The 24,646-nt window shown below is 44.2% G+C and carries 18 protein-coding genes, 1 tRNA gene and 1 riboswitch; of the genes, 12 read left to right on the top strand and 7 right to left on the bottom strand.

Annotated elements, in window-relative coordinates; genetic code table 11:
• Positions 1-51: 51 nt before the first annotated feature.
• Complete coding sequence (locus tag ZYMOP_RS01600; protein ID WP_013933613.1) at positions 52-687, bottom strand: TetR/AcrR family transcriptional regulator; 636 nt, start codon at positions 685-687, stop codon at positions 52-54.
• Between the two features lie 89 nt (positions 688-776).
• On the opposite strand from ZYMOP_RS01600, the gene ZYMOP_RS01595 reads away from it, so the two are divergent.
• The 11 genes from ZYMOP_RS01595 (at position 777) to ZYMOP_RS01540 (ending at position 13,757) form a co-directional block, all read left to right on the top strand.
• Complete coding sequence (locus ZYMOP_RS01595; protein WP_013933612.1) at positions 777-2,207, top strand: efflux transporter outer membrane subunit; 1,431 nt, start codon at positions 777-779, stop codon at positions 2,205-2,207.
• Positions 2,208-2,227: 20 nt separating this feature from the next.
• Entirely contained in the window at positions 2,228-3,469 is a 1,242-nt protein-coding gene (locus tag ZYMOP_RS01590) for an HlyD family secretion protein (RefSeq protein ID WP_013933611.1), read from the top strand.
• Positions 3,447-5,036: a DHA2 family efflux MFS transporter permease subunit gene (locus ZYMOP_RS01585; RefSeq protein WP_013933610.1), complete on the top strand. Its 1,590-nt coding sequence runs from the start codon at positions 3,447-3,449 to the stop codon at positions 5,034-5,036. Before ZYMOP_RS01590 ends, ZYMOP_RS01585 begins: the two co-directional genes overlap by 23 nt.
• 360 nt (positions 5,037-5,396) lie before the next feature.
• Positions 5,397-6,722 carry an NCS2 family permease gene (locus ZYMOP_RS01575; RefSeq protein ID WP_013933609.1) on the top strand — a complete coding sequence of 442 codons (1,326 nt, stop codon included), beginning with the start codon at positions 5,397-5,399 and terminating at the stop codon, positions 6,720-6,722.
• 4 nt (positions 6,723-6,726) lie between these two features.
• Positions 6,727-7,851 carry a purine-nucleoside phosphorylase gene (locus tag ZYMOP_RS01570; RefSeq protein ID WP_013933608.1) on the top strand — a complete coding sequence of 375 codons (1,125 nt, stop codon included), beginning with the start codon at positions 6,727-6,729 and terminating at the stop codon, positions 7,849-7,851.
• Positions 7,852-7,893: 42 nt separating this feature from the next.
• Positions 7,894-8,919: an adenosine deaminase gene (locus ZYMOP_RS01565; RefSeq protein WP_013933607.1), complete on the top strand. Its 1,026-nt coding sequence runs from the start codon at positions 7,894-7,896 to the stop codon at positions 8,917-8,919.
• A gap of 57 nt (positions 8,920-8,976) precedes the next feature.
• Positions 8,977-10,131: a bacteriohopanetetrol glucosamine biosynthesis glycosyltransferase HpnI gene (gene hpnI, locus ZYMOP_RS01560; RefSeq protein WP_013933606.1), complete on the top strand. Its 1,155-nt coding sequence runs from the start codon at positions 8,977-8,979 to the stop codon at positions 10,129-10,131.
• Positions 10,132-10,145: 14 nt separating this feature from the next.
• Positions 10,146-11,576: a hopanoid biosynthesis associated radical SAM protein HpnJ gene (hpnJ, locus tag ZYMOP_RS01555; protein WP_013933605.1), complete on the top strand. Its 1,431-nt coding sequence runs from the start codon at positions 10,146-10,148 to the stop codon at positions 11,574-11,576.
• Between the two features lie 15 nt (positions 11,577-11,591).
• Positions 11,592-12,437 (top strand): hopanoid biosynthesis-associated protein HpnK, encoded by an 846-nt coding sequence (hpnK, locus tag ZYMOP_RS01550; RefSeq protein WP_013933604.1) that lies wholly within the window; start codon positions 11,592-11,594, stop codon positions 12,435-12,437.
• Positions 12,438-12,642: 205 nt separating this feature from the next.
• Positions 12,643-13,629 carry a lysylphosphatidylglycerol synthase domain-containing protein gene (locus ZYMOP_RS01545; RefSeq protein ID WP_013933603.1) on the top strand — a complete coding sequence of 329 codons (987 nt, stop codon included), beginning with the start codon at positions 12,643-12,645 and terminating at the stop codon, positions 13,627-13,629.
• 54 nt (positions 13,630-13,683) lie between these two features.
• Positions 13,684-13,757: transfer RNA gene (locus tag ZYMOP_RS01540), tRNA-Gly, on the top strand.
• A gap of 96 nt (positions 13,758-13,853) precedes the next feature.
• On the opposite strand, the gene ZYMOP_RS01535 is transcribed toward ZYMOP_RS01540, so the two are convergent.
• Positions 13,854-14,900 (bottom strand): aldo/keto reductase, encoded by a 1,047-nt coding sequence (locus ZYMOP_RS01535; RefSeq protein WP_013933602.1) that lies wholly within the window; start codon positions 14,898-14,900, stop codon positions 13,854-13,856.
• Between the two features lie 210 nt (positions 14,901-15,110).
• Entirely contained in the window at positions 15,111-15,977 is an 867-nt protein-coding gene (locus ZYMOP_RS01530; RefSeq protein WP_013933601.1) for an ABC transporter substrate-binding protein, read from the bottom strand.
• Positions 15,978-16,070: 93 nt separating this feature from the next.
• Positions 16,071-16,252: riboswitch (cobalamin riboswitch) on the top strand.
• 126 nt (positions 16,253-16,378) lie between these two features.
• On the opposite strand from ZYMOP_RS01530, the gene ZYMOP_RS01525 reads away from it, so the two are divergent.
• Positions 16,379-18,454 carry a TonB-dependent receptor plug domain-containing protein gene (locus ZYMOP_RS01525; RefSeq protein ID WP_013933600.1) on the top strand — a complete coding sequence of 692 codons (2,076 nt, stop codon included), beginning with the start codon at positions 16,379-16,381 and terminating at the stop codon, positions 18,452-18,454.
• Between the two features lie 68 nt (positions 18,455-18,522).
• Here the strand turns inward: ZYMOP_RS01525 and dnaN are convergent, their stop codons facing one another.
• The 4 genes from dnaN to ZYMOP_RS01505 all read right to left on the bottom strand — a co-directional run bounded on the left by dnaN (position 18,523) and on the right by ZYMOP_RS01505 (position 24,595).
• Positions 18,523-19,635 carry a DNA polymerase III subunit beta gene (gene dnaN, locus ZYMOP_RS01520; RefSeq protein WP_013933599.1) on the bottom strand — a complete coding sequence of 371 codons (1,113 nt, stop codon included), beginning with the start codon at positions 19,633-19,635 and terminating at the stop codon, positions 18,523-18,525.
• A gap of 78 nt (positions 19,636-19,713) precedes the next feature.
• Entirely contained in the window at positions 19,714-21,285 is a 1,572-nt protein-coding gene (locus ZYMOP_RS01515; protein ID WP_013933598.1) for an ABC transporter ATP-binding protein, read from the bottom strand.
• On the bottom strand, positions 21,282-22,097 hold the full coding sequence (locus tag ZYMOP_RS01510; protein WP_013933597.1) for an ABC transporter permease: 816 nt from the start codon (positions 22,095-22,097) through the stop codon (positions 21,282-21,284). The genes ZYMOP_RS01515 and ZYMOP_RS01510 overlap by 4 nt, the downstream gene beginning before the upstream one ends.
• A complete protein-coding gene (locus tag ZYMOP_RS01505) occupies positions 22,094-24,595 on the bottom strand; it encodes an ABC transporter substrate-binding protein (RefSeq protein WP_013933596.1) in 2,502 nt (833 codons plus the stop codon). The genes ZYMOP_RS01510 and ZYMOP_RS01505 overlap by 4 nt, the downstream gene beginning before the upstream one ends.
• Positions 24,596-24,646: the final 51 nt, after the last annotated feature.

Below are 24,646 nucleotides of genomic sequence, written 5' to 3'. Positions count from 1 at the left end.
GATATTTAAGGCATATGAATGAATATGTAGAATATCGCAGAGACTAGTTTATTATTTTTCTTTCTTGGGCGCATAGGCTTTTAAAAAGAGACTAACGATTTTGCTAACATCCTTTTCAAGATTATTCAAAAGTTCAGGCTGAGGAATATTATAAAGTCTGGAAGGAATACTGGCAGCACATAGGGAATGAAGAAAGAAACCAGCCGTTTTCTCAGGATCATCTTGACAGATTTGCCCTTTGTCCATGGCACTTTTTAAATAGAGCCCTAGATTATGAATAGCTATTTTGGGCCCTGATTCATAGAAAATACGCCCTACTTCAGGAAAACGCCAACATTCCGAAACAGCCAATTTATGAACAGCCACTTTATCGGGTTTTACAATATTTTTAAGTAAAAGTTGACCATATTGGTTTAAGGTTACTTCAATATCTGATTGAGGGTTGAGTAAATTTACATAAATTTTATGGAAATTATCGGTTAATCGTTCAACTACAGCGGCAAATAAAGCCTCTTTAGAAGGAAAATGAGACCATAATGTTCCTTTTGATCCTCCGACTTTGGCCGCAATAGCTGACATCGATGTTTCAGCATAGCCTTTCTCGAGGAAAAATTTTGTGGCTTCTTCCAGAATGGCTTCTCGACGATCCTGGTATTTATGATGTTTGCAGGTATCCATGATTTCCATAACTACTCAATACTCTATAGTACATTTTTCTTGACAAAAATTATCTTCTCGCACAAGAGGAAAGTGTACTGTCTGGTACGGAAGAATATATGAATTTGAAGCAATCTATCATTATCAGCCTTTCCTCTGCGACGCTATTGCTGACGGGATGTGCCTCGATTCCTCATTTGGGGAAAGCCCCAAAGATGCGAGATGCACATGATTATGCCTCTGTGCAATCGTTAGCGGGTAATGGCGCCCCTTGGCCGGGAGAGGGATGGTGGAAATCTTATGACGATCCCCAGCTTAATGGCTTGATGACAGAAGCGCTTGCAAAAGCCCCTGATATGGCCATTGCGCGGGCCCGCGTCTTATCCGCATCAGGCAGCAAACAAAGAGCCGGTGCCGGATTACTGCCTTCTATAAACGGTTTCATGGGTACAGGTGCCGGTCATTTTATGCGGGATAAGGAAATCCGCCAACTGACGGGCAATCCCAATATGCAAGACTGGGGCGATGGTGGGGCTTCTTTCCTTACGATCAACTATAATATTGATATTTGGGGGGGCTACCATGCCCAGTTAGCGGCGGCGACCTCGGAAGCTAAGGCCGTTCAGGTGGATTTGCAAGAAGCTGCTTTAATGCTGACAACAGGCATCGCAGCTGCCTATGCGAATCTTTCCCGTTTATTTGAAGAACGGGCTGTTTTAGAGCGCACCCTTGAAGTTCGCAGCTATATATTAAAGCTTTCTGAGCAGAGATTAGGTCATGGGCTGGATAATGATGCGTCCATGCAGGACGCCAGCTCAAGACAAGCCAATGCGCGGGCAGAGTTGGTTGCCAATCAGGAATCCATTGACATCACCCGTCATCAGATTGCTGCTTTGATGGGGGCGGGGCCTGATCGGGGTATGGCGATTACGCGTCCCCAATCTGAAAAATTAAGGGCTATTGGTCTGCCTGATAATGCCGCTATTAATCTTTTAGGACGCCGTCCCGATGTTGTGGCTGCTAAATTGACAGCAGAAGCGGCCAATTATCGCATTAAAACCGCTAAGACACAATTTTATCCGAATGTTAGCCTTGCCGGCATTGTTGGTTATCAAACCAGAGCCCTTGAACATATGGCAACGCATGGCATGGCCTTGGGGGCAGCAAGCGCTGCACTGAATCTCCCTATTTTTAAGGGTGGACAGTTATCAGGCCAATATCGGGAAACGCGGGCTGCTTATGATGAAGCGGTAGGAAATTATGATAAAACATTAACAAATGCGTTACAACAGGTAGCGGATGCTGCCACTAGCCAGCGGCAACTTAATCAGCAATTAGATCAAACACGACAGGCCCTTAATCATGCCGAGCTTTCCTATCGTGTCTTAACAGATAGATATAGAAGCGGTCTTGTAACCTATATCGAGGTTTTACAGGGGGAGGAAAATATTCTGTCTCTGAAAAAAGCGGTCGCAGATCTTCAAGCACGCGCCTTCCAGCTTGATGTATCGTTAGTTCAGGCATTGGGCGGCGGTTTTACTGCAGCATAACTTTATCTTGGTGATTAAACATGGCAGAGAATAACCCAAACAATCAGCATGCCGCAACGTCCAATGAGGATGCGTCACCTGATAAAGCCAATGCAACGGTTGATGCTCAGACGCATCAGGAGGAAGCCTCTCCTAAGGCAGTCGAGGATGCAAAGCCAGATACAGAAAGTAAGGCTAAACGTAAACGCTGGTTGCGCTATTTTGCTTTTCTTCTTCTGATAATTGTTATCATTTACGGTATTTGGTACTGGTTGGTCGGCTCCCGTCATGCCTCGACAGATAATGCCTATGTCAATGCTGAATCGGCACAGGTTATGGCGTTGGTCTCAGGCCCGATTGAAAATGTATTCGTATCGGATACCGATCAGGTCAAAAAAGGGGATATTTTAGTCCGTCTTAACCCCGATGATCAAAAAATTGCTTTAGCCCGTGCCGAAGCCAATTTAGCCGTAGCAGAACGCCGTTTTGGGCAGACTTCTGCCAGCGGCGATGCTTTATCCCAAAATATCATGGCAGAGCAGGCTAATATCGAACAGGCTGAAGCCAATTACCTTGCTGCCCAATCAACCTATCATCGTGCCGAAACAGATTACAGCCGCCGCCATGCGTTGGTTGAATCGGGCGCAGTATCTCGAGACGAGATGACAGCTGTTTCGAATGCCTTGGAAAAAGCCCGTGCGGCTTTACTACAAAGTCATGCCGCGGTTGATCAGGCGCGTGCAGCGAAAGAAACGGCTATCGGCAATTTTGAAGCGAACCAAGCCTTAATCAAAAACAGCACCGTTTCAACCAATCCTGAGGTTATGGCTGCTCGTGCAGCGTTAGATCAGGCGCGTCTCGATATGAGCCGTCTTGAAATCAAAGCGCCGATGTCGGGTGTTGTTACCCAACGACAAGTACAGGTTGGACAACGGGTTAATGTCGGTATGCCTATTGCCACTATTGTGCCGATTGATCAGCTTTATGTGGATGCGAACTTTAAAGAAACCCAACTCGGTAAAGTGCGTGTAGGACAGAGTGCGACCCTGACTTCTGATCTTTATGGCAGTGATGTTGTTTATCATGGACATGTGGTTGGTTTTTCTGGTGGAACCGGCGCTGCATTTTCCCTTATTCCAGCGCAAAATGCGACGGGTAACTGGATTAAGGTTGTCCAACGTTTGCCTGTCCGTATTGCGCTTGATCCTAAAGAGTTACGGGCTCACCCGCTTCGGGTAGGTCTATCGATGGAGGCGGACATTGACCTCTCTTCAAAAAAATAAGCTGACGGCTTTTTTTTCCCGTTTTTCCTTTGGCCCGCCCAACGATGAACGCCTGCCAGCCTCAGCGGTAGGCATCTTATCAGGGAGAACCCAGCTTATTGCCGGTATTATTCTGGCGATGACTAATTTCATGGTGGTACTTGATACGACTATCGCCAACGTATCTGTTCCCCATATCGCGGGTGATCTTGCTGTCTCTAACTCACAAGGCACGTGGGTTATTACATCTTATGCTGTGGCTGAAGCTATTTGTGTTCCTCTGACGGGGTGGTTATCCCGTCGATTTGGAACGGTATTATTGTTCTTTTTATCTATTATAGGTTTTACGCTTTTTTCCTGCCTTTGCGGCTTTTCACATAGCTTGCTTACGATTCTGATCTTTCGCTGTTGTCAGGGTTTTTGTGGCGGCCCTTTGATGCCGATTACCCAAACTTTATTGCTTCGGGTTTTCAGAAAAGAACAGCATGCCCAAGCTATGGGGCTTTGGGCTATGACAACCATTACGGCGCCGATCATCGGGCCTATTATGGGGGGGTGGCTTAGTGATAACTGGTCATGGCCATGGATTTTTTACATCAATATTCCTATCGGTGTCAGCTGTGCACTAGGTGTTTTTGCTCTTTTACGGGGTACAGAAACACAGACTTTGAAAGAATATATCGATAAAGGTGGCCTTTCGATCATGATCGTCTGGATCGCTTGTCTTCAGATTGTACTTGATCTCGGGCACGATCATGATTGGTTTGGCAGCAATATGATTGTCACCCTCGCGATCATCGCGGCGATTGGTTTCGTTGTCTTTGTTATCTGGGAATTAACTGAAAAAGAACCTATCGTTGATCTTAGAATATTTCGACATCGAGGGTTTACTATAAGTGTTCTCTCTTTGGCTTTCAGCTTTGGGGTTTTCTTTGCTTCCTCGGTTATTATTCCACAATGGCTGCAAAGTATTATGGGCTATACGGCTACCAATGCCGGTTTTGTAACGGCTATGTCTGGTGTCTTGGCGGTTCTATTCTCCCCTATTGTTGCTAAGTTAAGTTCTATTGTAGACCCCCGTATTTTAGTAAGTGGGGGTATTCTATGGCTAGGCGGATGTACTGCCCTTAGAACTTTATGGGATACTAATAGCAGTTACTGGATTTTTGCTATTCCCCAGTTTTTGCAGGGTATCGGGATGCCTTTCTTTTTCGTTCCCTTGACCACATTAGCTTTGGCCTCGGTAGAACCGGAAGAAACAACTTCAGCGGCTGGTTTAATGAACTTTCTTCGAACTTTGGCCGGTGCTATCGGTACATCGTGGTCAACCACGCTTTGGGAAGATCATGCGAGAGCCATGCATAATGAATTAGCGAATATTCTTCAGGCTCCCGCTTCATTAGTCCCTATTTTGCAGATGGGTGGCATAAATGCACAAAAAGCGCGCGCCGCTATTGATCAGCTTGTTGAAGCGCAATCCTATGCCTTATCAACCACCTATATTTTCTATATTAGCTCTTTTATTTTCGTTGCGGCTTCTACGGTCATTTGGTTAGCACCCGCTCCCAAAAACAAAGCCAACCACTAGAAACTATGCTGTCTTGATCCCGCTCTGTTCGGCAGAGCGGGCTATCTGTTGTTAGGTTAATATTGGAAGGCTGATCAATTTTTATAGGACGACTAGTGAGTATTACGAGGACATCGGCTTTAGGGTTTATTACCTTGGGCTTTTTCTCAAATCTTGGTCTGATCTTTATGAATACAAAAGCCTTCTATAGATATTGGGTGCATATCTTTATAGAAAGGCTGCTAACTGGTATAAGTTTTATCCGGTCAATTTTGACTGTTGACCTTTTTCGCTCTCCTTATGACAGGCCTTCCCCTGTGCAACAAAATGGGCACAATCCTGCAAAAATGGACATAATTTTTATAATTAAGGGGAGCGCGTATGTATGCATGGCTTGACCGTTATTTTCAGCTGACAGAACGGGGCACCACTGTTCGGACTGAATCCTTGGCGGGTCTGACAACTTTTTTAACCATGGCCTATATTATCGTGGTTAATCCGACCCTTTTGGCACAGGCCGGGATGCCTTATGCTGCGGTTGCGGCGGCGACCTGTTTTGCCGCTGGGTTCGCCAGTATCCTTATGGGTTTTTATGCGAATACCCCTTTAGCCTTGGCACCGGGGTTAGGCTTGAATGCCTATTTTGCTTTTACGGTTGTGGGGCAAATGGGGATACCTTGGCAACAGGCCTTGGGCTGTGTCTTTATCTCGGGTGTTATCTTTCTTTTACTGACTTTTGCCGGCATTCGTCAGATGATTATCAAGGCTATTCCTCGCCCCCTTTTTTCAGCGACCGCAGGAGGAATTGGCCTCTTTATCGCTTTTATTGGTTTACGGAATGCCGGTATCATTGTTGCTAACCCATCCACTATGGTTACCTTAGGTAATCTCGGCGATAAGCAGACGCTGCTTGCGCTTCTAGGTCTGTTATTTATAGCGCTTTTAATGGCCTATCGCGTTAAAGGCGCTATTTTGTTAGGTATTATTGCGGCGACTTTTATCGGTTGGTCAGCAGGTCTTATTCATTTTTCAGTGAATGAATACACCCCTGCAATGCTGAAAAAAACGGCTTTTGCATTGGATATTAAAGGTGCCCTCTATCGTGGTCATAATTTTGGATCAGCTGTCCTTGAGATTTTATTTGTTTTATTATTTGTAGATCTTTTTGATAATATTGGCACCTTGGTTGCGGTTACCAAGCGTGCCGGCCTTATGAATAAAGATGGTTCAATTCCCAATTTAAATCGAATGCTTTTAACCGACGCGATTGCTACCCTTGTCGGGGCTCTTGCCGGGACTTCTACAGTAACATCCTATATTGAAAGTGCGGCTGGCGTACAGAGTGGTGGCCGAAGTGGTCTTACTGCGGTTGTTGTGGGTTCTCTTTTTCTTTGTATGCTTTTTATAGCGCCTTATGCTCAAGTCATTCCTGTGAGTGCAACATCCCCTGCGTTAATTCTAGTGGGCGCTTTGATGATGGCGCCTTTGACCGAAATTGATTGGGAAAATATCGAAGTTTCTCTGCCTGCTTTTTTAACGTTGATTATAATCCCTTTAAGCTTTTCTATCGCCAATGGTCTGGCTTTTGGCATTATTGCCTATGCAGTAATCCAGATTGGGCGCGGCAAAATGAAGAAAGAAAATTGGTTGCTGTACAGTCTGGCGGCCTTGTTTATTGGCCGTTTTTGCTATTTGGCTAGAGGATGAGGGCATGAAGGTAGATATACGAAATAATCTTGTTTCGGCCACGGCCTTGCTTGTGGCCTTGAGCCTTTCAACATTTGGCCCCGGTATAGTTTCGGCGGCCATTCCTGCTGCTCATATTAAAGCCTATCCAAAACGCACACTGGCAGCGCAAAAAACACCTCTATCTATTCGTGTTGTCATTTTAACCGCTTTTGAAATCGGTGAAGATCAGGGTGACAAAGCGGGTGAATTTCAAGCATGGGCTGATATTTTACCTGATAAATTACCTTTTTCAGCAGGCCCTCGTAATCTTCGATATAACCCAAAAACGGGCGTATTAGCTGTCAATACAGGTATAGGAACCGGGCAAGCCGCCACTTCTGTTATAGCCCTAGGGTTAGATCCTCGCTTTGATTTCTCCCATGCTTATTGGTTAGTCGCTGCTATTGCTGGCGTTAATCCGAATACGGGCAGTGTCGGTTCGGCAGCTTGGATCGGAGATGTCATTGACAGCGATTTTGGTTACATGGTTGATCCACGTGAAATTCCGTCTAACTGGACAACTGGATGGCTGCCATGGGATCGCCAGAAACCTTATCAGCAGCCTTTACCGGATACCGCTCATAATCTGTTTCCGCTTAATAAAAAGCTCCAAAATTGGGCTTATCAATTAACCCAGAAAACAACTTTACCGGATACGCTGACATTACAAAAAATTCGGGCGCTTTATCCCAGATATAAAGCGGCTCTCCATCCACCTGAAATTTTAAAAGGGGACGAAGCAACCGGACAGACTTTCTGGCATGGGGCTATTGCCAATAATCACATTGAAAAATGGGTCGCTTACTGGACGGGTGGGAAGGGAATTTTTGTCATGAGTGGGATGGAGGATAGCGGAATTTTACGTGCTATTTCTGTCTTGGGAACGCAAGGCCGCGCTGATCCCAATCGCGTCATGATATTACGGACAGCCTCAAATTACACCCTTCCACCGCTTGGTGAAAATGCAGTTTTTAGTCTTGTTCATGAAGAAGATAGTCTTTCTGCTATGCAATCCGCTTTGAATGCGGCCTTCACTGTAGGTAATAAAGTCGTGAATGAATTATCTCAACATTGGGAAATTTATCGGGACCATATTCCACAACCATAGCCACATTATAAATCATAATTTTTATTTAATTGAGAATGTTAGATGAACAATTTGAGTCAATTTATTAAAGGCCTACCTAAGGCAGAATTACATCTGCATATCGAAGGCAGCCTCGAACCGACATTAATGTTTCAGCTTGCAGAACGCAATCGGATTAAACTGCCTTTTAAAGATATAGAATCTGTAAAAGAAGCGTATAATTTCAACAATCTACAAGAATTTCTTAATATTTATTATCAGAGCGCTAATGTCTTAAGGACGGAAGAAGACTTTCGTGATTTAGCCCGCGATTATTTCTATCGGGCAAGTCGTGATAATGTCATCCATAGCGAAATTTTTTTCGATCCGCAGACCCATACAGATCGAGGTATTCCTTTCGATGTTGTCATGCGCGGTTTGTTGGCAGGTATTGCCGAAGCTGAATCCCAGTTAGGGATGACGGTTCAGTTAATTATGTGCTTTCTTCGCCATCTTGATGAAGAATCTGCGTTTACAACCTTGCGTATGGCTGAACCTTGGCTAGATAAAATTACAGCCGTCGGATTAGATTCCTCAGAAGTGGGGCATCCACCGTCAAAATTTAAACATGTCTTTGCAACAGCTCGTCAAAAGGGCTTGAAATTAGTTGCACATGCAGGAGAAGAAGGCCCCCCTTCTTATATTGATGAGGCTATTGATGTTTTGAAAGTTGATCGCTTAGATCATGGCAATCGGATTGTCGAAGATCCTTTGCTTGTGACAAGAATGGCACGCTCTGGCATGACATTTACGCTTTGCCCGCTTTCCAATCAGAAATTACAAGTTGTGAAAGATCTAAAGAAACATCCTCTGCCTTACATGTTAAAGCATGGTCTGCGCGTTACCATTAATTCGGATGATCCAGCCTATTTTGGTGGTTATGTGAATGATAACTACCAAGTCTTAGCCGAAAATTGTGCCTTGGATGCGAATGACTTTGCGTTGATTGCTCGCAATAGTTTTCTGGGCTCTTTTCTTTCAGATGAGACTGTCACGCATTATATTGAGGTATTAGATAAATATACTGCCTCTTTTGAAGCACGCGCTTAATTCTCATAAATAACAAGCCAGAAAGGCATAAGAACGGCTCATGATCAGGATTAAAAGATGATAACCATCCTGCATGTCCTATTAATGCTCATAGGGAGCATTGCTTTACTTATGGCATTAATAGGGGTCGGCTATACTATACTGGCAGCAATCGTTGTTCTCTATTGGCAAAAAAAAGAAACTGTTTCCCTTAGGAACTGGCCTTCTGTTTCTCTGATCAAACCGCTGCATGGTGATGAGCCTGCTTTGGCCGAAAATCTTCAGACGTTTCTTGATCAGGATTATCCTGCTGATTATGAAATGTTGTGCGGTATTCAGCATCCCGCTGATCCCGCCGGAGAAACTGTGCGTCTGATTGCGGCACAAAATTCAAAAGCGCCGGTCCGTCTGATCGTGGATAACAAGACGCATGGTACTAACGCAAAAATTTCTAATTTAATTAATATAACGGCCCATATCGGTCATGATATTATGATTATTAGTGACAGTGATATGAGCGTTTCTGACTATTATATCAGCCAAGTGGTCAATGCGTTGGAAAAACCCGGTGTAGGCGCCGTTACTTGTCTCTATCATGGAAGGGGAGATAACGGTTACTGGTCACGTTTATCAGCGGCCAATATTGATTATAATTTTTTACCTTCTGTCATGGTCGGCGTTGCTCTTACAAAAGCTAATCCTTGCATGGGTTCTACCATCGCCATAAAGCGCGATACGCTGGAATCTATAGGAGGCTTGGAAAGCCTGTCTAATATTCTAGCCGATGATTATATGTTGGGAGCAAAGGTAAGAGCTTTAGGCTTAAAGGTAGAAGTACTTCCCGTTATTTTAACGCATAGCTGTACTGAATCCAGTTTCTTATCCCTTGTTCGACATGAATTACGTTGGTCTGCAACTATTCGTGATATAGATCCAGTAGGTTTTTTAGGTAGTGCGGTTACTTATCCCGTGCCTTTAGCCTTTATTGGTCTTATAGCAACAAGTGGATGGGTGAGTTGGCCAGTTTTTTGTCTTGCTTTAGCTTCCCGATGGCTGTTGGGATGGCGTATAAATAAAGTAACAGGCGTGTCCCGTTTAGAGGCGTTATTACAACTACCTTTACGCGATTTACTTTCTTTCGGGATATTTTTATCGACCTTCTTTATCTCTTCTGTTGATTGGCAGGGGATGGAACTTATGTTGCATTCCAACGGACGCATTTCGCGCAAATAGGAGTCCTTTTTATAATGATGCGTACGCTTTTTCTGCAGGCGCCGTCTTTTGACGGCTTCGATGGCGGGGCCGGTTCCCGCTATCAGGCTCGCCGTGAAATAAAGAGCTTCTGGTATCCCACATGGTTGGCCCAGCCTGCAGCTCTTATTAAAGATTCAAAACTGATTGATGCACCGCCTCATGGTACAAAATTACCGGAAGTTTTGGCGATTGCACCGGATTATGATCTTGCAATTTTACATACCTCGGTTCCCAGTTTTACATCAGATGTCAAAACCGCCGCAGCCTTAAAAAAAGTCAATCCGTCAATGAAAATTGGTTTCATTGGCGCCAAGGTCGCGGTTGAAGCAGAAAAAAGTTTAAAAGATGCCAAGGGCATTGTTGACTTTGTTGCGCGCAATGAATTTGATTTTACAATCAAGGAAGTTGCCGATGGTCAGGAATGGTCTTTTATTCTGGGGTTAAGCTTTATCAATGATAAAGGTGAAATCGTTCATAATGCGGATCGCCCTTTGCTCCAAAATATGGATGAACTGCCTTTTGTAACTCCTATTTACAAGCGCGATCTTGAAATTGAAAAATATTTCATCGGTTATCTGAAACACCCCTATATCTCGATTTATACAGGCCGTGGTTGTAAATCGCATTGCAGTTTCTGTCTTTGGCCGCAGACCGTCGGGGGGCATAAATATCGTACGCGTAGTGTGGAACACGTCATTGAGGAAATCAAATATGCGATTAAAACCTTCCCACAGGTAAAAGAGTTTTTCTTTGATGATGATACCTTCACAGATGATCGCCCACGCGCCGAGGCGATTGCACGGGAATTAGGTAAATTAGGGGTAACATGGTCTTGTAATGCCAAGGCTAATGTTCCTTATGAAACGCTGAAAATCCTAAAAGATAATGGATTAAGACTACTTTTAGTCGGCTATGAATCTGGCAATCAGCAAATTTTGCATAATATTAAAAAAGGTTTGCGCGTCGAGGTCGCTGAAAAATTCACGCGCGATTGCCATGATCTTGGTATTGCTATTCATGGTACTTTTATTCTGGGTTTACCGGGAGAAACCCGCGAAACTATTGAACAAACTATCAAATGGGCTTGTGAAATCAATCCTCATACGATCCAAGTTTCTTTAGCAGCGCCTTATCCGGGAACCTTACTTTATAAACAGGCCATAGAAAATGGCTGGCTGGATCAGTCTCATGCCGAATTAGTGGATGATAATGGTGTGCAGATTGCCCCTTTAAGTTATCCGCATTTAAGTCATGAAGAAATCTTCCGTTCAGTTGAAACCTTCTATAAGCGTTTTTACTTCCGCCCTGGTAAAGTCGTCTCGATTGTCGGAGAAATGGTCCGTGACTTCGATATGATGAAGCGCCGGCTGCGTGAAGGTGTAGAATTCTTTCAATTCCTTCGGGAACGGAAAGAAGCTTGTTAAAAACGGAGTAAAGAAGTGAAAAAGCTGATCGTCACCGCTGATGATTTTGGTGCTGCTACTGTCGTTAACGAGGCGGTAGAAAAGGCGCATGTCGATGGCGTGTTGACGGCAGCCAGTCTAATGGTCGGCGCGCCCGCTGTGCTTGATGCCGTAGAGCGGGCGAGACGACTTCCTAAATTGGGGGTTGGTCTTCATTTAGTACTGGTTGAAGGAAAACCCATCCTGCCACCGGATGAAATTCCTGATCTTGTCGATCGCGATGGCCTATTTCGCCGTAATATGGTGCGGGCAGGGGTTGATATTTTTTTCCGTCCCAGTGTCAGACGACAGCTGGTTCGGGAAATTAATGCTCAATTCAGTGCTTTTGCTGCGACTGGGTTAAAGTTAGATCATGTCAATGCCCATAAGCATTTTCACCTTCATCCCACCATTTCCAGTCTTATCCTCGCTATTGGGCGTCGATATGGCTTAAAAGCGATGCGTGCGCCTGTAGAACCGATAAATGTCTTATCGACTATCGAGCCTGTCACACGGCATTTACCCGATTATGTCGCGATGCCTTGGGCTTATGGGATAAGAAAGCGCTCCGTTCATGCAGGTCTTTTGGTTCCTGATCAGACTTTTGGCATCGCATGGTCGGGGCATATGAATCCGCATCGGATGCTGGGCTTGATTGAACATTTGCCAGAAGGCTTAAGTGAAATCTATCTTCATCCGGCCATTAGTGATGAATTTGAAGGCCATGCTGTCGGCTATGAATCTATCGAGGAATGGCATGCCCTTACTGATGAAACGGTAAAAAAGGCAATAAAAGATCAAAATATCGTCCTTGGTAATTTTTCTGATTTTTTAGGAAAATAAATACTCTAACACGACCTTAAAAATTCAACTTAAGATAAGATAAGGCTTTTTGCACCCTGAAAAAGCCTTATTTTTTTATATTTTTAGGGTGAGAAACTTGCGGTTCTTCCTGCTCTGTGGAATAGACCATCTTCAATAAATCAGGGTTTGATACCCAGTAGCCGCTTAAGCTTTTAAGCGGCTCTTTTCATGATAGCACAGCTTAATGACCGGTAAACATAAACAAAATACATGGGGACGGATTGTAGTCCTAGCAGCGAGCCTCGCCGGCTTTGCTATTGCCCTCTACTTCATGCGTCAGATTGGTTTTCATAATATTTTCGCTTCAGTAGCCAGCATCGGCATTGGTGGATTTATAGCCTTTTGTATCTTGTCTCTCATTGTTTTACTGATTTTAGGCACCGCTTGGTTTTCCGTTGCCCCGGGGCAACCTTTACGAAAAATACCTTTATTTGCGTGGGGGCGAACCATCAGGGAAGCCGCAAGTGAGATTTTACCTTTTTCTCAAATCGGTGGAATAGTATTAGGCGCGCGGACCTTAACAGGGGCAGGCCTACCTTTTCAGCTTGTTTACGCTTCTATGATAGTCGATATGACCGCAGAAATGGCGTCACAGCTTCTTTTTACCCTATTCGGGGTAGGGGTTATTTCTCTTCATTGTTGGGGCGGCGAAAAAATGTCCGTTCAGCCTTTGTCTTTTATTGGTTTAGGCGTCATCGTTGCTATTCTACTGTTATTTATACTCTTTCAGCGTCCCATATTGCGTTTTACTGGGGGATTAGCTGAAAAAATAGTGCCTGGTGCTGAAGATAATATCCGAGGGGTTTCGGATAAAATGACTCAGATTTACCATCAACCCTATAAGCTTTCGGCTTCTTTTTTGTTTAATATGTTGGCGTGGGTTATGGGCGCTTCCAGTGCATGGTTCGCTCTTCGTCTAATGGGGATTTCTATTTCCCTGCCCGCTGTTCTAACTATCGAAAGTCTTATTTTTGCCTTAAGAAGTGCTGCTTTTATTGTTCCCGGGGCCATCGGCCTGCAAGAAGGGGCTTACGTCCTTATTGCGCCTCTTTTTGGATTAACCGGCGCAGAAGTCATTGCTTTATCGTTATTAAAACGCGCACGGGATATTTCTATTGGCATTCCTTCTCTTATTTTGTGGCAAATTAACGAAAGTCGTCGTTTGCTTTAGATATTTCTTGCCTGTTGATCGTGAAATAGGTAAGGAAGGGCCACTGGCAAGAATGCGGGCGTAGCATAGTGGTAATGCACTAGCCTTCCAAGCTAGCTAGGAGGGTTCGATTCCCTTCGCCCGCTCCATTATAATTCCTTTTGATTGCATTTTTTCTTATAAAATAAAAAACCGCCCCACTTTACAGTAGGACGGCTTTCTTGTTTTGGCGTAAGCTTTGGAAATTATTTCTTCTTGCGCGCAGGCGGTGCCATAAATTCGGGGCCAACCGGGCTTGGAATGTTGCGCTCTAAAATAGCGTCAATCTCTTTCAAATCTTGCGCGGTTAATTGCCATCCAAAGACATCGGCGATACCGTCAATTTGTTCCGGTTTGCGTGCACCCCACAGGGCTAAAGTCGGGCCTTGCTCTAACATCCACCGAACAGATAATGCCAAAACAGATTTGTTATACCGTTCCTTGGCGAATTTTTTGAGTTCTTCAACCGCAGATAGATAATGCTCGAAGCGCGGTTTTTGGAATTTCGGATCCTGTTTACGCAGATCATCTCCTTCAAAATGCCGTTCTGCTGACATTTTACCGGAAAGTAGCCCACGGCAAAGCGCACCATAGCCCAAAACAACAAGGTCGTGTTTTTTGGCGTAAGGCATAATCTCTTTGTCAATTTCGCGTTCAAACAGATTATAAGGCGATTGCGTCACTGAAAGCTGAGCATATTTTCTAAACGCATCCATTTGATCAGGTGAATAATTTGACACCCCGATCGACCGGATTTTACCTTCTTTGCGCAGGGCTTCCAGCGTGGAAGCTGTTTCTTCAGCGGACACTAAAGGATCGGGCCAATGAACCTGATAAAGATCAATATAATCTGTCCCTAAACGACGGAGGGAATCTTCAATTTCTTTCCGAATTCGTGCGGCTGAAGCATTCCGAACCATGGACTGATCTTCTGTCAGAGTCCAATCGAGCCCCACCTTGGTCGCAATAATAAGCTTATCGCGTTTCCCCTTAATGGCTTTTCCGACTATTTCTTCAGAATGACCTCGTCCATAAGCGGGGGCGGTATCAATAGTATTAATACCAAGATCAATAGCACGTTGGATAGTTCTGATCGAAAGGTCGTCATCCGTGCCGCCCCACATCCAGCCGCCGATTGCCCAAGTTCCAAGCGCTACGCGGGTTGCTGGCTTATCAATCCCTCTGATGGTTATCTTATCAAAAGATTCCGTTTTCTTAGAGGTCTTGGTTTTTTCTAAAGTGTCGATAGTCATCTTAACTCTCCACATCTTTTGTCTATTGTAAGGGAAACCCCTATATGGGGCTCTAACTGCCGACAGGATAGCCTGTAAGCCTTTGCAAAAGCAGGATAACTGATAATTTTTAAATCAGTTTGCCCGGATATCCTTATTTTACCTTCGACAAAGGTAAATTTATCCTACGGGCGAAGTTATCTGCTCTTGTACAAAAACAGATTAATAAAACTAACGCAGGGAATGATCAAAAGTTTCCATTTGCTCGTCTAAAATTTGAATAGCCCTTGGATAATCAGGACTACCACAAAGCGTGAGCGCGGCGGGAATATAGAGATGACGAGATTCTGGAATAGCTTTCTTCAATAAAGGATGTTGCAACATAGCCCGTCCCTGATCGGTTACCGCCTTGCCATTCTGTTCCATGATCAAAAAATCAGGCTGTGCCCGCACTATTTCTTCAAGCGATAAACGTGACAACACTGATTTGTGTAAAGAAGCGGCCAAATTTTTTAAACCGGCCTTGGTCATTATATCATCCACTAAACTGCCAGGCCCACTCAAATAGCCTTGTCGTTGATAATAAGCCGCAACGCGCCGATGTCCTGCGGGTGAAGGTAAGTGATTAAGCGCATATTTCATTTTCTTGATCATTTTTTCACCCCGTTCGGGATGACCGATAGCCTCGGCAATCAAACGGATTTGTTGGATAATCTCATTAGAACTATTGGCTAATGAAAGATCAATAATCTTAACATGGCGTTTTTTGAGCAGAGATAAAAATTCGCTGTGGCTATAGCTACTGGTAATAATCAAATCGGGATTAAGGCGTATTAATTCTTCAGCACTTCCATAGGTAAAAGGAAGTGATTGCGCTTCTTTTGTGACTAATGACATTTCAGGATTACGCGCATAACGGGTCAAGGCAGCGATTTGTGACCTGTCGGCCAAATCTACCAATAATTCATCAGCACAAAGATTTAAGGAAACAATACGCGCAGGGCGGGGGGCTTCCTTGAAGGCGCATAAAGGTTTTTCTATCAAAATGAACAGGCTGATTAAAATAGACCATGAGAAAAAAGAGAGAGGACAGCGCATAATTCTTTCTATAGCGGAGAAAAAAGGACGCTTGTTAGTAGAAAATAGCGCAATATTATAAGAGTGATTGACCTGATCCTTTAATTCAGTTTACGAGGGCGGTTTGCGTTGGGTTCTCCTCCTTGAGAGGAGAAAAAAGGGAATAAGGTGAAAAGCCTTGGCTGCCCCTGCAACTGTAAACGGTTAACAGAAAACCAAAAGCCACTGAATATTTTTGGGAAGGCGGTTTTTTTAATGCCGTGAGCCAGGAGACCGACCCAATGCAGTCGTTCCACGATCAGACAGGGGATTTTCTGATCGGACGAGGAATCTCCTCGCAGGGACGACGGTAATCCGTCGTATCCTTTAGGGTATTGCCTTTAGGATTGTCGGATTGCGACCGCAACAGAGAGGGGGGGACCATGGCCCGATTATTTATTTTATCAACCTTAGCTTTTACAACAACAGCCTTGACGACTTTCCAGCCAGCCTTGGCAAAAACAAGTGATAACAATCGTCATCAGGCGCACAAAATGCCTAAAAATTCAGATATAAAATCAAAAGCCCATAAGCAGATCGAGAATAATGCCTCTGATCCCGATGCTGATGCCCTCTCTATTGCTAAAAACACACAAACTGCCTTAGTCGTTACCGCATCCCGAAGCCCTGAAAAAGCTGATCAGGTTTCTTCACAAGTTACTGTTCTGGATAAGGCCGCCATAGATCACAGCCAAGGCATGGCGATTTCGGATATTCTGGCCCGAACGCCCGGTGTGTCTGTCACCCGCAATGGGGGTTATGGAACGGCAACTTCAGTCTTCATTCGGGGCGCTGAATCAGGTCAAACTATGCTTGTTATTGACGGTGTCCGTATGACAGATGCGGCTTCCACCAATAATGGCTATGATTTTGGTACTTTGATGACAGGTGATACTTCAAGAATTGAAGTGTTACGAGGTTCTCAATCTATTCTTTGGGGCAGTCAGGCCATTGGCGGCGTCGTTAATGTCGTTACCGCCATGCCAACCAAACCTTTAGGGGGGAGTGTTGATCTGGAAACGGGATCGCACAGCACGATTAATGCCCGTGCCGCTGTCGGGGGTAGCAGTGATCGAATTACGTGGCGACTAGCTGGAAATAATTTTTATACAAAAGGTATCTCTGCCATCAGTCCCCGTTATGGGGGACATGAAAATGACGGATATCATAACCGTTCTGCGACAGGCCGCGTTAATATCAAACTTGTTGATCAAGTTTCTGTCGATTTAAGAGGATATTATTCAAAAGCCATGACTGATCTTGATAGCAGTTATGGAACGCCTGACACCTCTGATTATGAAAATAAAGAACAATGGATGGGGTATGCGGGTTTAAACGTTGCCTTGTTTGATAATCGGCTTCGTAATCGTTTTGGATATAGTTACACCAATACAAAAAGAAGTGATATTAGCCCTTCTTATGAACCGTATAATACCCAAACCTTCTTAGGTAATGGACATACCCGAAGGCTGGAATATCAAGGCAGCCTTGCCTTGGTTAAAAATTGGGATTTAATATTCGGTTATGAAAACGAGCATAGCGCTATGCGGAGTTCATCCCCTGCTTATGGGGATACTATCACAAAAGGTAGTATGGACATCAATAGCGTCTATGGCCAGTTAAAAGGCAAAATTATTAAAGGCTTCTCTGTCGATGGCGGTGTGCGTTATGATCATCGTTCCCAATTCGGGGGCAATGTTTTATTCTCGGGCGGCGGTGTGTGGGCCTTTAACCATGATAACACCGTTTTTCGGGCGCATTATGGGCAAGGCTTTAATGCGCCTTCCTTGTATCAGCTTTATAGCGAATATGGTGACCAAAATTTAAAAGCTGAAAAATCACACGGTTGGGATGCGGGATTTGAACAACGTTTCTTCCATAAACGACTGACCTTAGCCGCAGATTATTTTCAGCGAACGTCCAATAATCTTATTGCCTATCTCAGCTGTCCTTATTTCGGTGATTTGCCAGCCATTTGTTATACACCCAATACCACAATTCCGCGCTATGGATATTATGCTAATATCAATCGGAGCGTAGCGCATGGGGTTGAAGTCAGTGCTAGCCTTGACATCAAGCGGATTACTTTAAGCGGTAACTATACATGGACATCAGCAAAAGATCATTCCGCGGGATATGATTATGGCTATCAGTTGCCAAGGCGTCCTAAAAATACAGCCAATGGTTCCGCTGATTATCACTGGAAGTTTGGTCTTGTAACCGGAATTGCTGTTCGTTGGGCATCGAAATCATGGGATACGGTTCACGGCGAATATAGCCTTAATCCGGCTATTAACCATGGTTATACGCTTTATGATTTACGGGCAGAAATGCCGGTTACTAAAAATCTTACGCTTTTTGGTCGGGTCGAAAATCTATCCAATAAATATTACGAGACAGCTTATCGCTATGGCACATTAGGGCGCACCTTTTATGGAGGTATTCGCGCCCGTCTCTAATGGGATCCAGAATAAAAAAGCCGCTCTTGGTAGGGCGGCTTTTTAAATTATAGGTTCGTTCAATACCCTCACACACGCATCGGCATTAATACGTAAAGCGCAGGCGATTCATCTGAATCTCGGATTAAGGTTGGCGCAGACGCATCGGCCAAGTGAATTTCAGCCATATCATTTTCAATTTGGCCTAAAATATCCAACAGGTAACGGGCGTTGAAACCGATTTCAAAACTATTGGATGTGTATTCACCCAGCACTTCTTCTGTCGCCATGCCGTTTTCTTGGCTCGTCACAGAGAGGGAAATACGTCCCTGATCTAACGACATTTTTACTGCTCGCGTCTTTTCACTCGCGATGGTGGCAACACGATCGACCCCTTGCATCAGGGCTTTGGGATTAACCCGTAACAATTTGTCATTGGCGACCGGAATAACCCGTGAATAATCAGGAAAAGTCCCGTCAATCAGTTTAGAAGTCAGAATAGCATGACCGAGATCGAAGCAAATCTTGCTGGATGAGAGCGATATTTTGACCTCATCGTCACATTCATCCAATAATTTTCTTAATTCTAAAACGCATTTACGGGGAATAATGACGTCGGGCATATCTTCTGCCCCAGAAGGACAAGGGATAGTGACACAGGCCAATCTATGTCCATCGGTTGCAGCCGCTTTCATAACCGATTCGCCATTTTTCAAGGTATGAAGAAAAATACCATTGAGATAATAACGCGTTTCATCAACCGAAATAGCAAAACGGGTTTTATCAATAATCTGCCGTAAGCTTTCCGTAGGTAAGGCAAAATGGGTGGGCAATTCGCTTTCACTGATAACCGGAAAATCATCGCGAGGAAGCGTTGCCAGATTAAAACGTGAGCGACCGGCGACGATTAACATTTTGCCATCAGACGCATTGAGTTGAATTTGTGTACCGTCCGGTAATTTACGCACAATCTCAAAAAGCATATGCGCTGAAACTGTCGTTTCACCTGCGTCCTCAACTTCGGCTGAAAAAGTTTCAACAACCTGCAAATCAAGGTCAGTAGCCATCAGTTTGACGCGACCATCGGCGGCAGCTTCAATCAAAACATTAGATAAAATAGGAATAGTATTGCGCCGCTCTACTACCGATTGAACATGGCTAAGACTTTTTAGTAAAGTCGCGCGTTCGATCGTTGCTTTCATAACTGTTCGGTCATCCCTGATTAAAAAAAGCGAATTTGCTTTATACTCTGCCGCTTTGTTTCTTCCACAAAAAAGCAATCAAATATTGTAATTTTCCCGCCACGCTTGAATAAGCTTTTGGGTATAATAATGTGCAGGCGCTGTAAAAACAGTCTCGACTGTATTATTTTCTATAACATGTCCGTTATGAAGAATCATGATCCGCGTTGCAAAAAAACGCGCTAAGGTCAGATCATGCGTGACGAGTAGGCAACCCATCCCATTTTTTTCAGATAAATTGATAAGCTGTTTACTGATAGCTAACCGATTAATAGTATCGAGCGCTGAAAAGGCTTCATCTAATAACAAAATTTCAGGTTTGTTGATTAACGCCCGAGCGATTGCAACGCGCTGTTGTTGACCACCGGACAGGGTCGAAGGGTAATCATTTTGCAACGTGCTCGGTAATGCCAGCGCTTCCAAAGCCAGGCTTATACGATTTTGTTTTTCCTCTGAAGAAAACCGCTCTTTATAAAGCGCCAAGGGCTCCCCTATTATTTTTGCAATCCGCCAGCGAGGATCAAGGCTGCTTGCTGGGTCTTGGAAAACAGCCTGTACTTTACGATAAAAAGCGATCCGTTCTTTATGAGAATGAAAGGAAATCGCCTGATCTTGAACCCTGATTTCGCCTGATAAAATCGGTAAAATACCGAGTATTACCTTTAACAAGGTTGATTTACCGGCACCCGATTCACCGACAAGGGCTATTCTGTCTCCTTTGAATAATTTCAGATTAATATCGTCTAAAACTACTTTTTTATCGCGCTGATAACAAAGATGACTAATTTCTAATAAAGGGCGCTTTACGGTTAAAGGAGACTGCGCTTGTTTTTCTGTAATGAGCGGCGCAATTCTTAGAGCCTGATCAGCCTTTATTAAAGCCTGACTATAGGGGTGAGAAGGTGCTGACCACCATTTTCGGGCAGCTTTTTTTTCGATTATCTCGCCGTTTTTTAGCACGATAATACGATCTGCTCGATGACTTACCATAGCTGCGTTATGGCTGATTAATAATATCGCTGTATGACGGCCTTCCGTTATACGAGAGAATATTGCCATAATTTCACGTTCGGTTAGGGCATCTAAAGCCGAGGTGGGTTCATCCGCGATCAGAAGTCTTGGCTTGGATGCCAGCGCTATGGCAAGGGCTGCCCGCTGACGTTGCCCCCCAGAAAGGTTAGAGGGATAGAGGTTTGCCATGGTGGTGGGTAAACCTACCCAAGCTAGAGCCTCATTTATGTGTTCGGATTGCTTTTCAGTGTTTTTTGAAGTGGCCTTGAGACTTTCGACAATATGATTGCCAATCGTCATCAGGGGATCAAGGAAAAGCAAAGAATCTTGCCCCACAAAGGCGATTTCATGCCCGCGATAGCCGTTCATTTGCTTTTCTGATAAGGTGGTAAGATTAGTCGATCCCAGCCGAATAACCCCTGTTGTTATCACCTCTTGGGGTAGCAAGCGTAGAATACTACGGGCTAGGGTTGATTTGCCAGAACCAGATTCTCCCAAAAGCCCAACAATCTCTCCCCGACCAATGCGAAAGCGGATATTTTTTAGCAAGAAATGTTCGCCTGATCGGACAGATAAGTCTTCTATCGCTAAAAGGGTCATCTTTTGCCTTTTACTGGGTACTGAACCAAGCCTTCACCCATCATCTGGCAGGCTGTAATGATCCAAAACAACATGAAACCCGGCCATAAAACTAACCATGGTGCCCGTGTTAATAGACTTTGTGATTCTGCCAACATTCTTCCAAGACTGGGGATCGGCGGCTGTATCCCAATACCAATATAGGCCAATCCAGCTTCGGCAATAAAAGCAAAGGCACATTGACTGCTCGCTTGAGTCAATAATGCGACTTTAATATTGGGTAGAATATGATCAAAAGCGATAGCGATCCGATTTTGTCCAGAAAGACGTGCCGCCGTTATAAAATCAAAGGTTGCTATGGTTCTTCCATGGCTACAAGCCACCCGTGCAAAAACGGGAATAGCATAAAGCGTGATAGCCATTAACGCATCTAAGGGCCCAGAACCGAATAATAATTGGAGTAACAAGGCCGCGATTAATGCCGGAAAGGCAAAAAGAATATCGACGCTCTGCATTAAGCAAGTGCTTAACCATCCTTTTTGGACAGCCGCAATAAGGCCTATGGGAACGCCTAATAAAAGGCCTAAAGCAACGGCTGGTAAGGCAATCAAGCTGGAATAACCAGAAGCAAGCATGACTTGTTGGAATATATCCCGCCCAAGCGCATCGGTGCCGAAGCCATGTTGTAAAGAAGGGGGCGCTAATCGCTGATGAAGTGCGATAACCGCCCTTGTCCCGTTCAACAAAAGGTTAAGAAAGATAACTGAAAAAAAAGCTGCAAATAGGGTGATTCCACAGCGTAACAACAAGGGCAGTGATCGAAAATAAGTCATAAATGCTGTCTTAGACGGGGATCAATAAGCGGATGGATGAGATCGCTTAGAAAACGCATAAACAAAGTAATAGCGACCAATAATAATGCGATAGCCTGTATTAAGATAAGGTCACGCATTGTTATTGCTTGTAATAACAATCGCCCTATACCCGCTAAAGAAAAGATATTCTCAACAATAACAGCGCCGGCCAACATTGCAGGAAAAGAGAGACTTAATAAAGGCAATAAAGCGGGTAGGGCATGGCGTGCCGCATGTCGTAATAAGGCTTTGTTACGTGACAACCCACGGGCTCGCGCCGCAAGCATAAAATCTTCTTTTTCTAAAGCGAGCAATTGTTGGCTAAAAGCACGGGCAAGCCATGTCGCTTGTGGTACCGCTAAGGCGGTAACAGGCCAATAAAAAGCTTTTACAGTCAGCAGATGAAAAAAAGAAGGGTGACTATTGGGCATAACTGACCACTGAAAATGAAGAACGCAATAAAGCAATAAAATAGCTAGCCAGAAACTGGGCAGAGATAAACCCATACGGGTCAGCCCCAGAAAAATAGGGCCAACAGGTCTATAATAATAAAAAGCTACCAGAAAACCCAATATCACACCGCCGATGCAGGCCATAACGAAGGCACAGAAAACTAAAGGCATTGAAACCGACAAGGCCTCATTAATCAGATTAGTGACCGGTATATGATAACCGAAGCTAAGACCAAGATCACCCTGCATCATATGGCTTAACCAGCGGCTATAACGAAGATAAGCCGCCCCATTTAAATCAAATTCTGCATGGACTGCCGCAATAGCGCGGGGACTGGCTTCTAGCCCCATCATGTAGGCCGCAGGATCACCGGGTAAAACGGATAATAAACCAAAAATGATTAGACTAGCGACCCATAAAGTCAGAACAAATAAAACCAATTTTTTAAGAAACCACAGTAAGCCTAAATAACGGATGAGAAGGAGGATACAAAAGAGACCAGCGATTCCTGAACATTTTAAAACATAAGAGGAAAATGAATTTTTACCTCTGGTATCGGAAACAGATTCTTGAGAAGAATTTGTCGCTTTGCTTGAAAAATAAGCTTGGGTTAAATCAAAGGGTTGGGTCGGACTTTCTCGCCACAGACCCTCCAAGTCTTTTTTGGCAACGACTAAGTGCGGTGCCTGAAATAAAAAAACATTGGCAGCATCTTCAGTTAAAGTCTTTTGAACGTCTTGTAAGAGCCTATGCCGCCGAATGGGATCGCTGTTGCTGTGAATTTCTTCTAATAGGCGGTTGAGCACTGGATTGTGATAGCCAAAATAGTAATTCTTCTTGCCGTAAATCATATAATCAAACGGTTCAGCATGACTAACAATGGTCATTTGAAAATTGTGTTTTTGATATACCTGATCAAGCCATGTCATCCATTCAAGGCGATGGATCGTGACATGAATTCCGATTTTGGCCAGCTGGTCAGCGATCATTTCACCCGAACGGGTTGCATAACTAGAGGGAGGTAAGTCGAGATTAAGGCTTAATCCATTCGGATAGCCAGCCTGTTTTAACCGTTGCTGTGCTTTTTCAGGATTATATTTATAATATCCCGTTAAATCGAGATAATCAGGATTTTGGGGCGGAAAATGGCTACCGATTACGCGTCCATAACCATAAAGTGCAGCATCAATAAGGGCCGGACGATTAATAGCTAAAGAAATAGCTTGTCGTAAAAGACGATTTTGAAAAAGGGGTAGATGCTGATTAAAGGCTAAAATCACTTCGCCTTCGCTGGGAAAACTAAGCAATTTCAACCGTGAATCTTTCGCTAATTCTGCCATATTTTCAGGAGCTGGAAAATTAGCAAAAAAATCAACACGGCCTGTTTTTATCGCAGCATAGGCAGCAAAGGGATCAGTAATAAAAAGAAAATCAAGTGTTTTGAGCGGTGGATATTTGCCCCAATAATCAGACCTTGCAACCAATTGTAGCTGGTCACCATGATGCCAAAAATCTAATCGAAAGGGGCCTGTCCCAACGGGGGCCGTTGCTAAATTGGAGGCTGACTGCGGCGAAATCATGACACAATCGGGTAGCCCCAATAATGTCAGAAAAAAACTATCAGGCTGTTTTAACCGGATATGCAACTTTAAAGGGGATATAACCTCTATCTTTTCAATAACTGACAATGCTTCCTGTTGAACATTGGTAGAGGTCGCTGCTCGCGCATGATTAAGACTAAAGGCGGCGCTTTCGGCATTAAAAGGACTGCCATCACTAAAAGTTACATGCGGTTTTAAGGTAAAGATGTAATCTCGTCCGTCGGCACTTATTTGCCATCCAGTAGCTAACCAAGGTTCAGGCTGACTATCTCGCGATAGACGGACGAGGCCTTCGAAAATGGTTCCATAGCTGACTTCATCAATCGCCGCCGAGGCACCCGATGTCGGGTTCAGAGAGGGCGGTTCTAACTGAAGGGCTATATTAAGATGATCCTGTGCCTTTAGCACAGTCGGTATCATCATCAAGAAAGCTAAAGATAGGAAAAAAGCGGTTATATTCGTTATTATAGCGCG

The sequence above is a fragment of the Zymomonas mobilis subsp. pomaceae ATCC 29192 genome (assembly GCF_000218875.1).
Lineage (GTDB): Bacteria > Pseudomonadota > Alphaproteobacteria > Sphingomonadales > Sphingomonadaceae > Zymomonas > Zymomonas pomaceae.
Note: the sequence above shows the minus strand (reverse complement) of the source record. Positions and strands in the feature narration are given on the sequence as shown.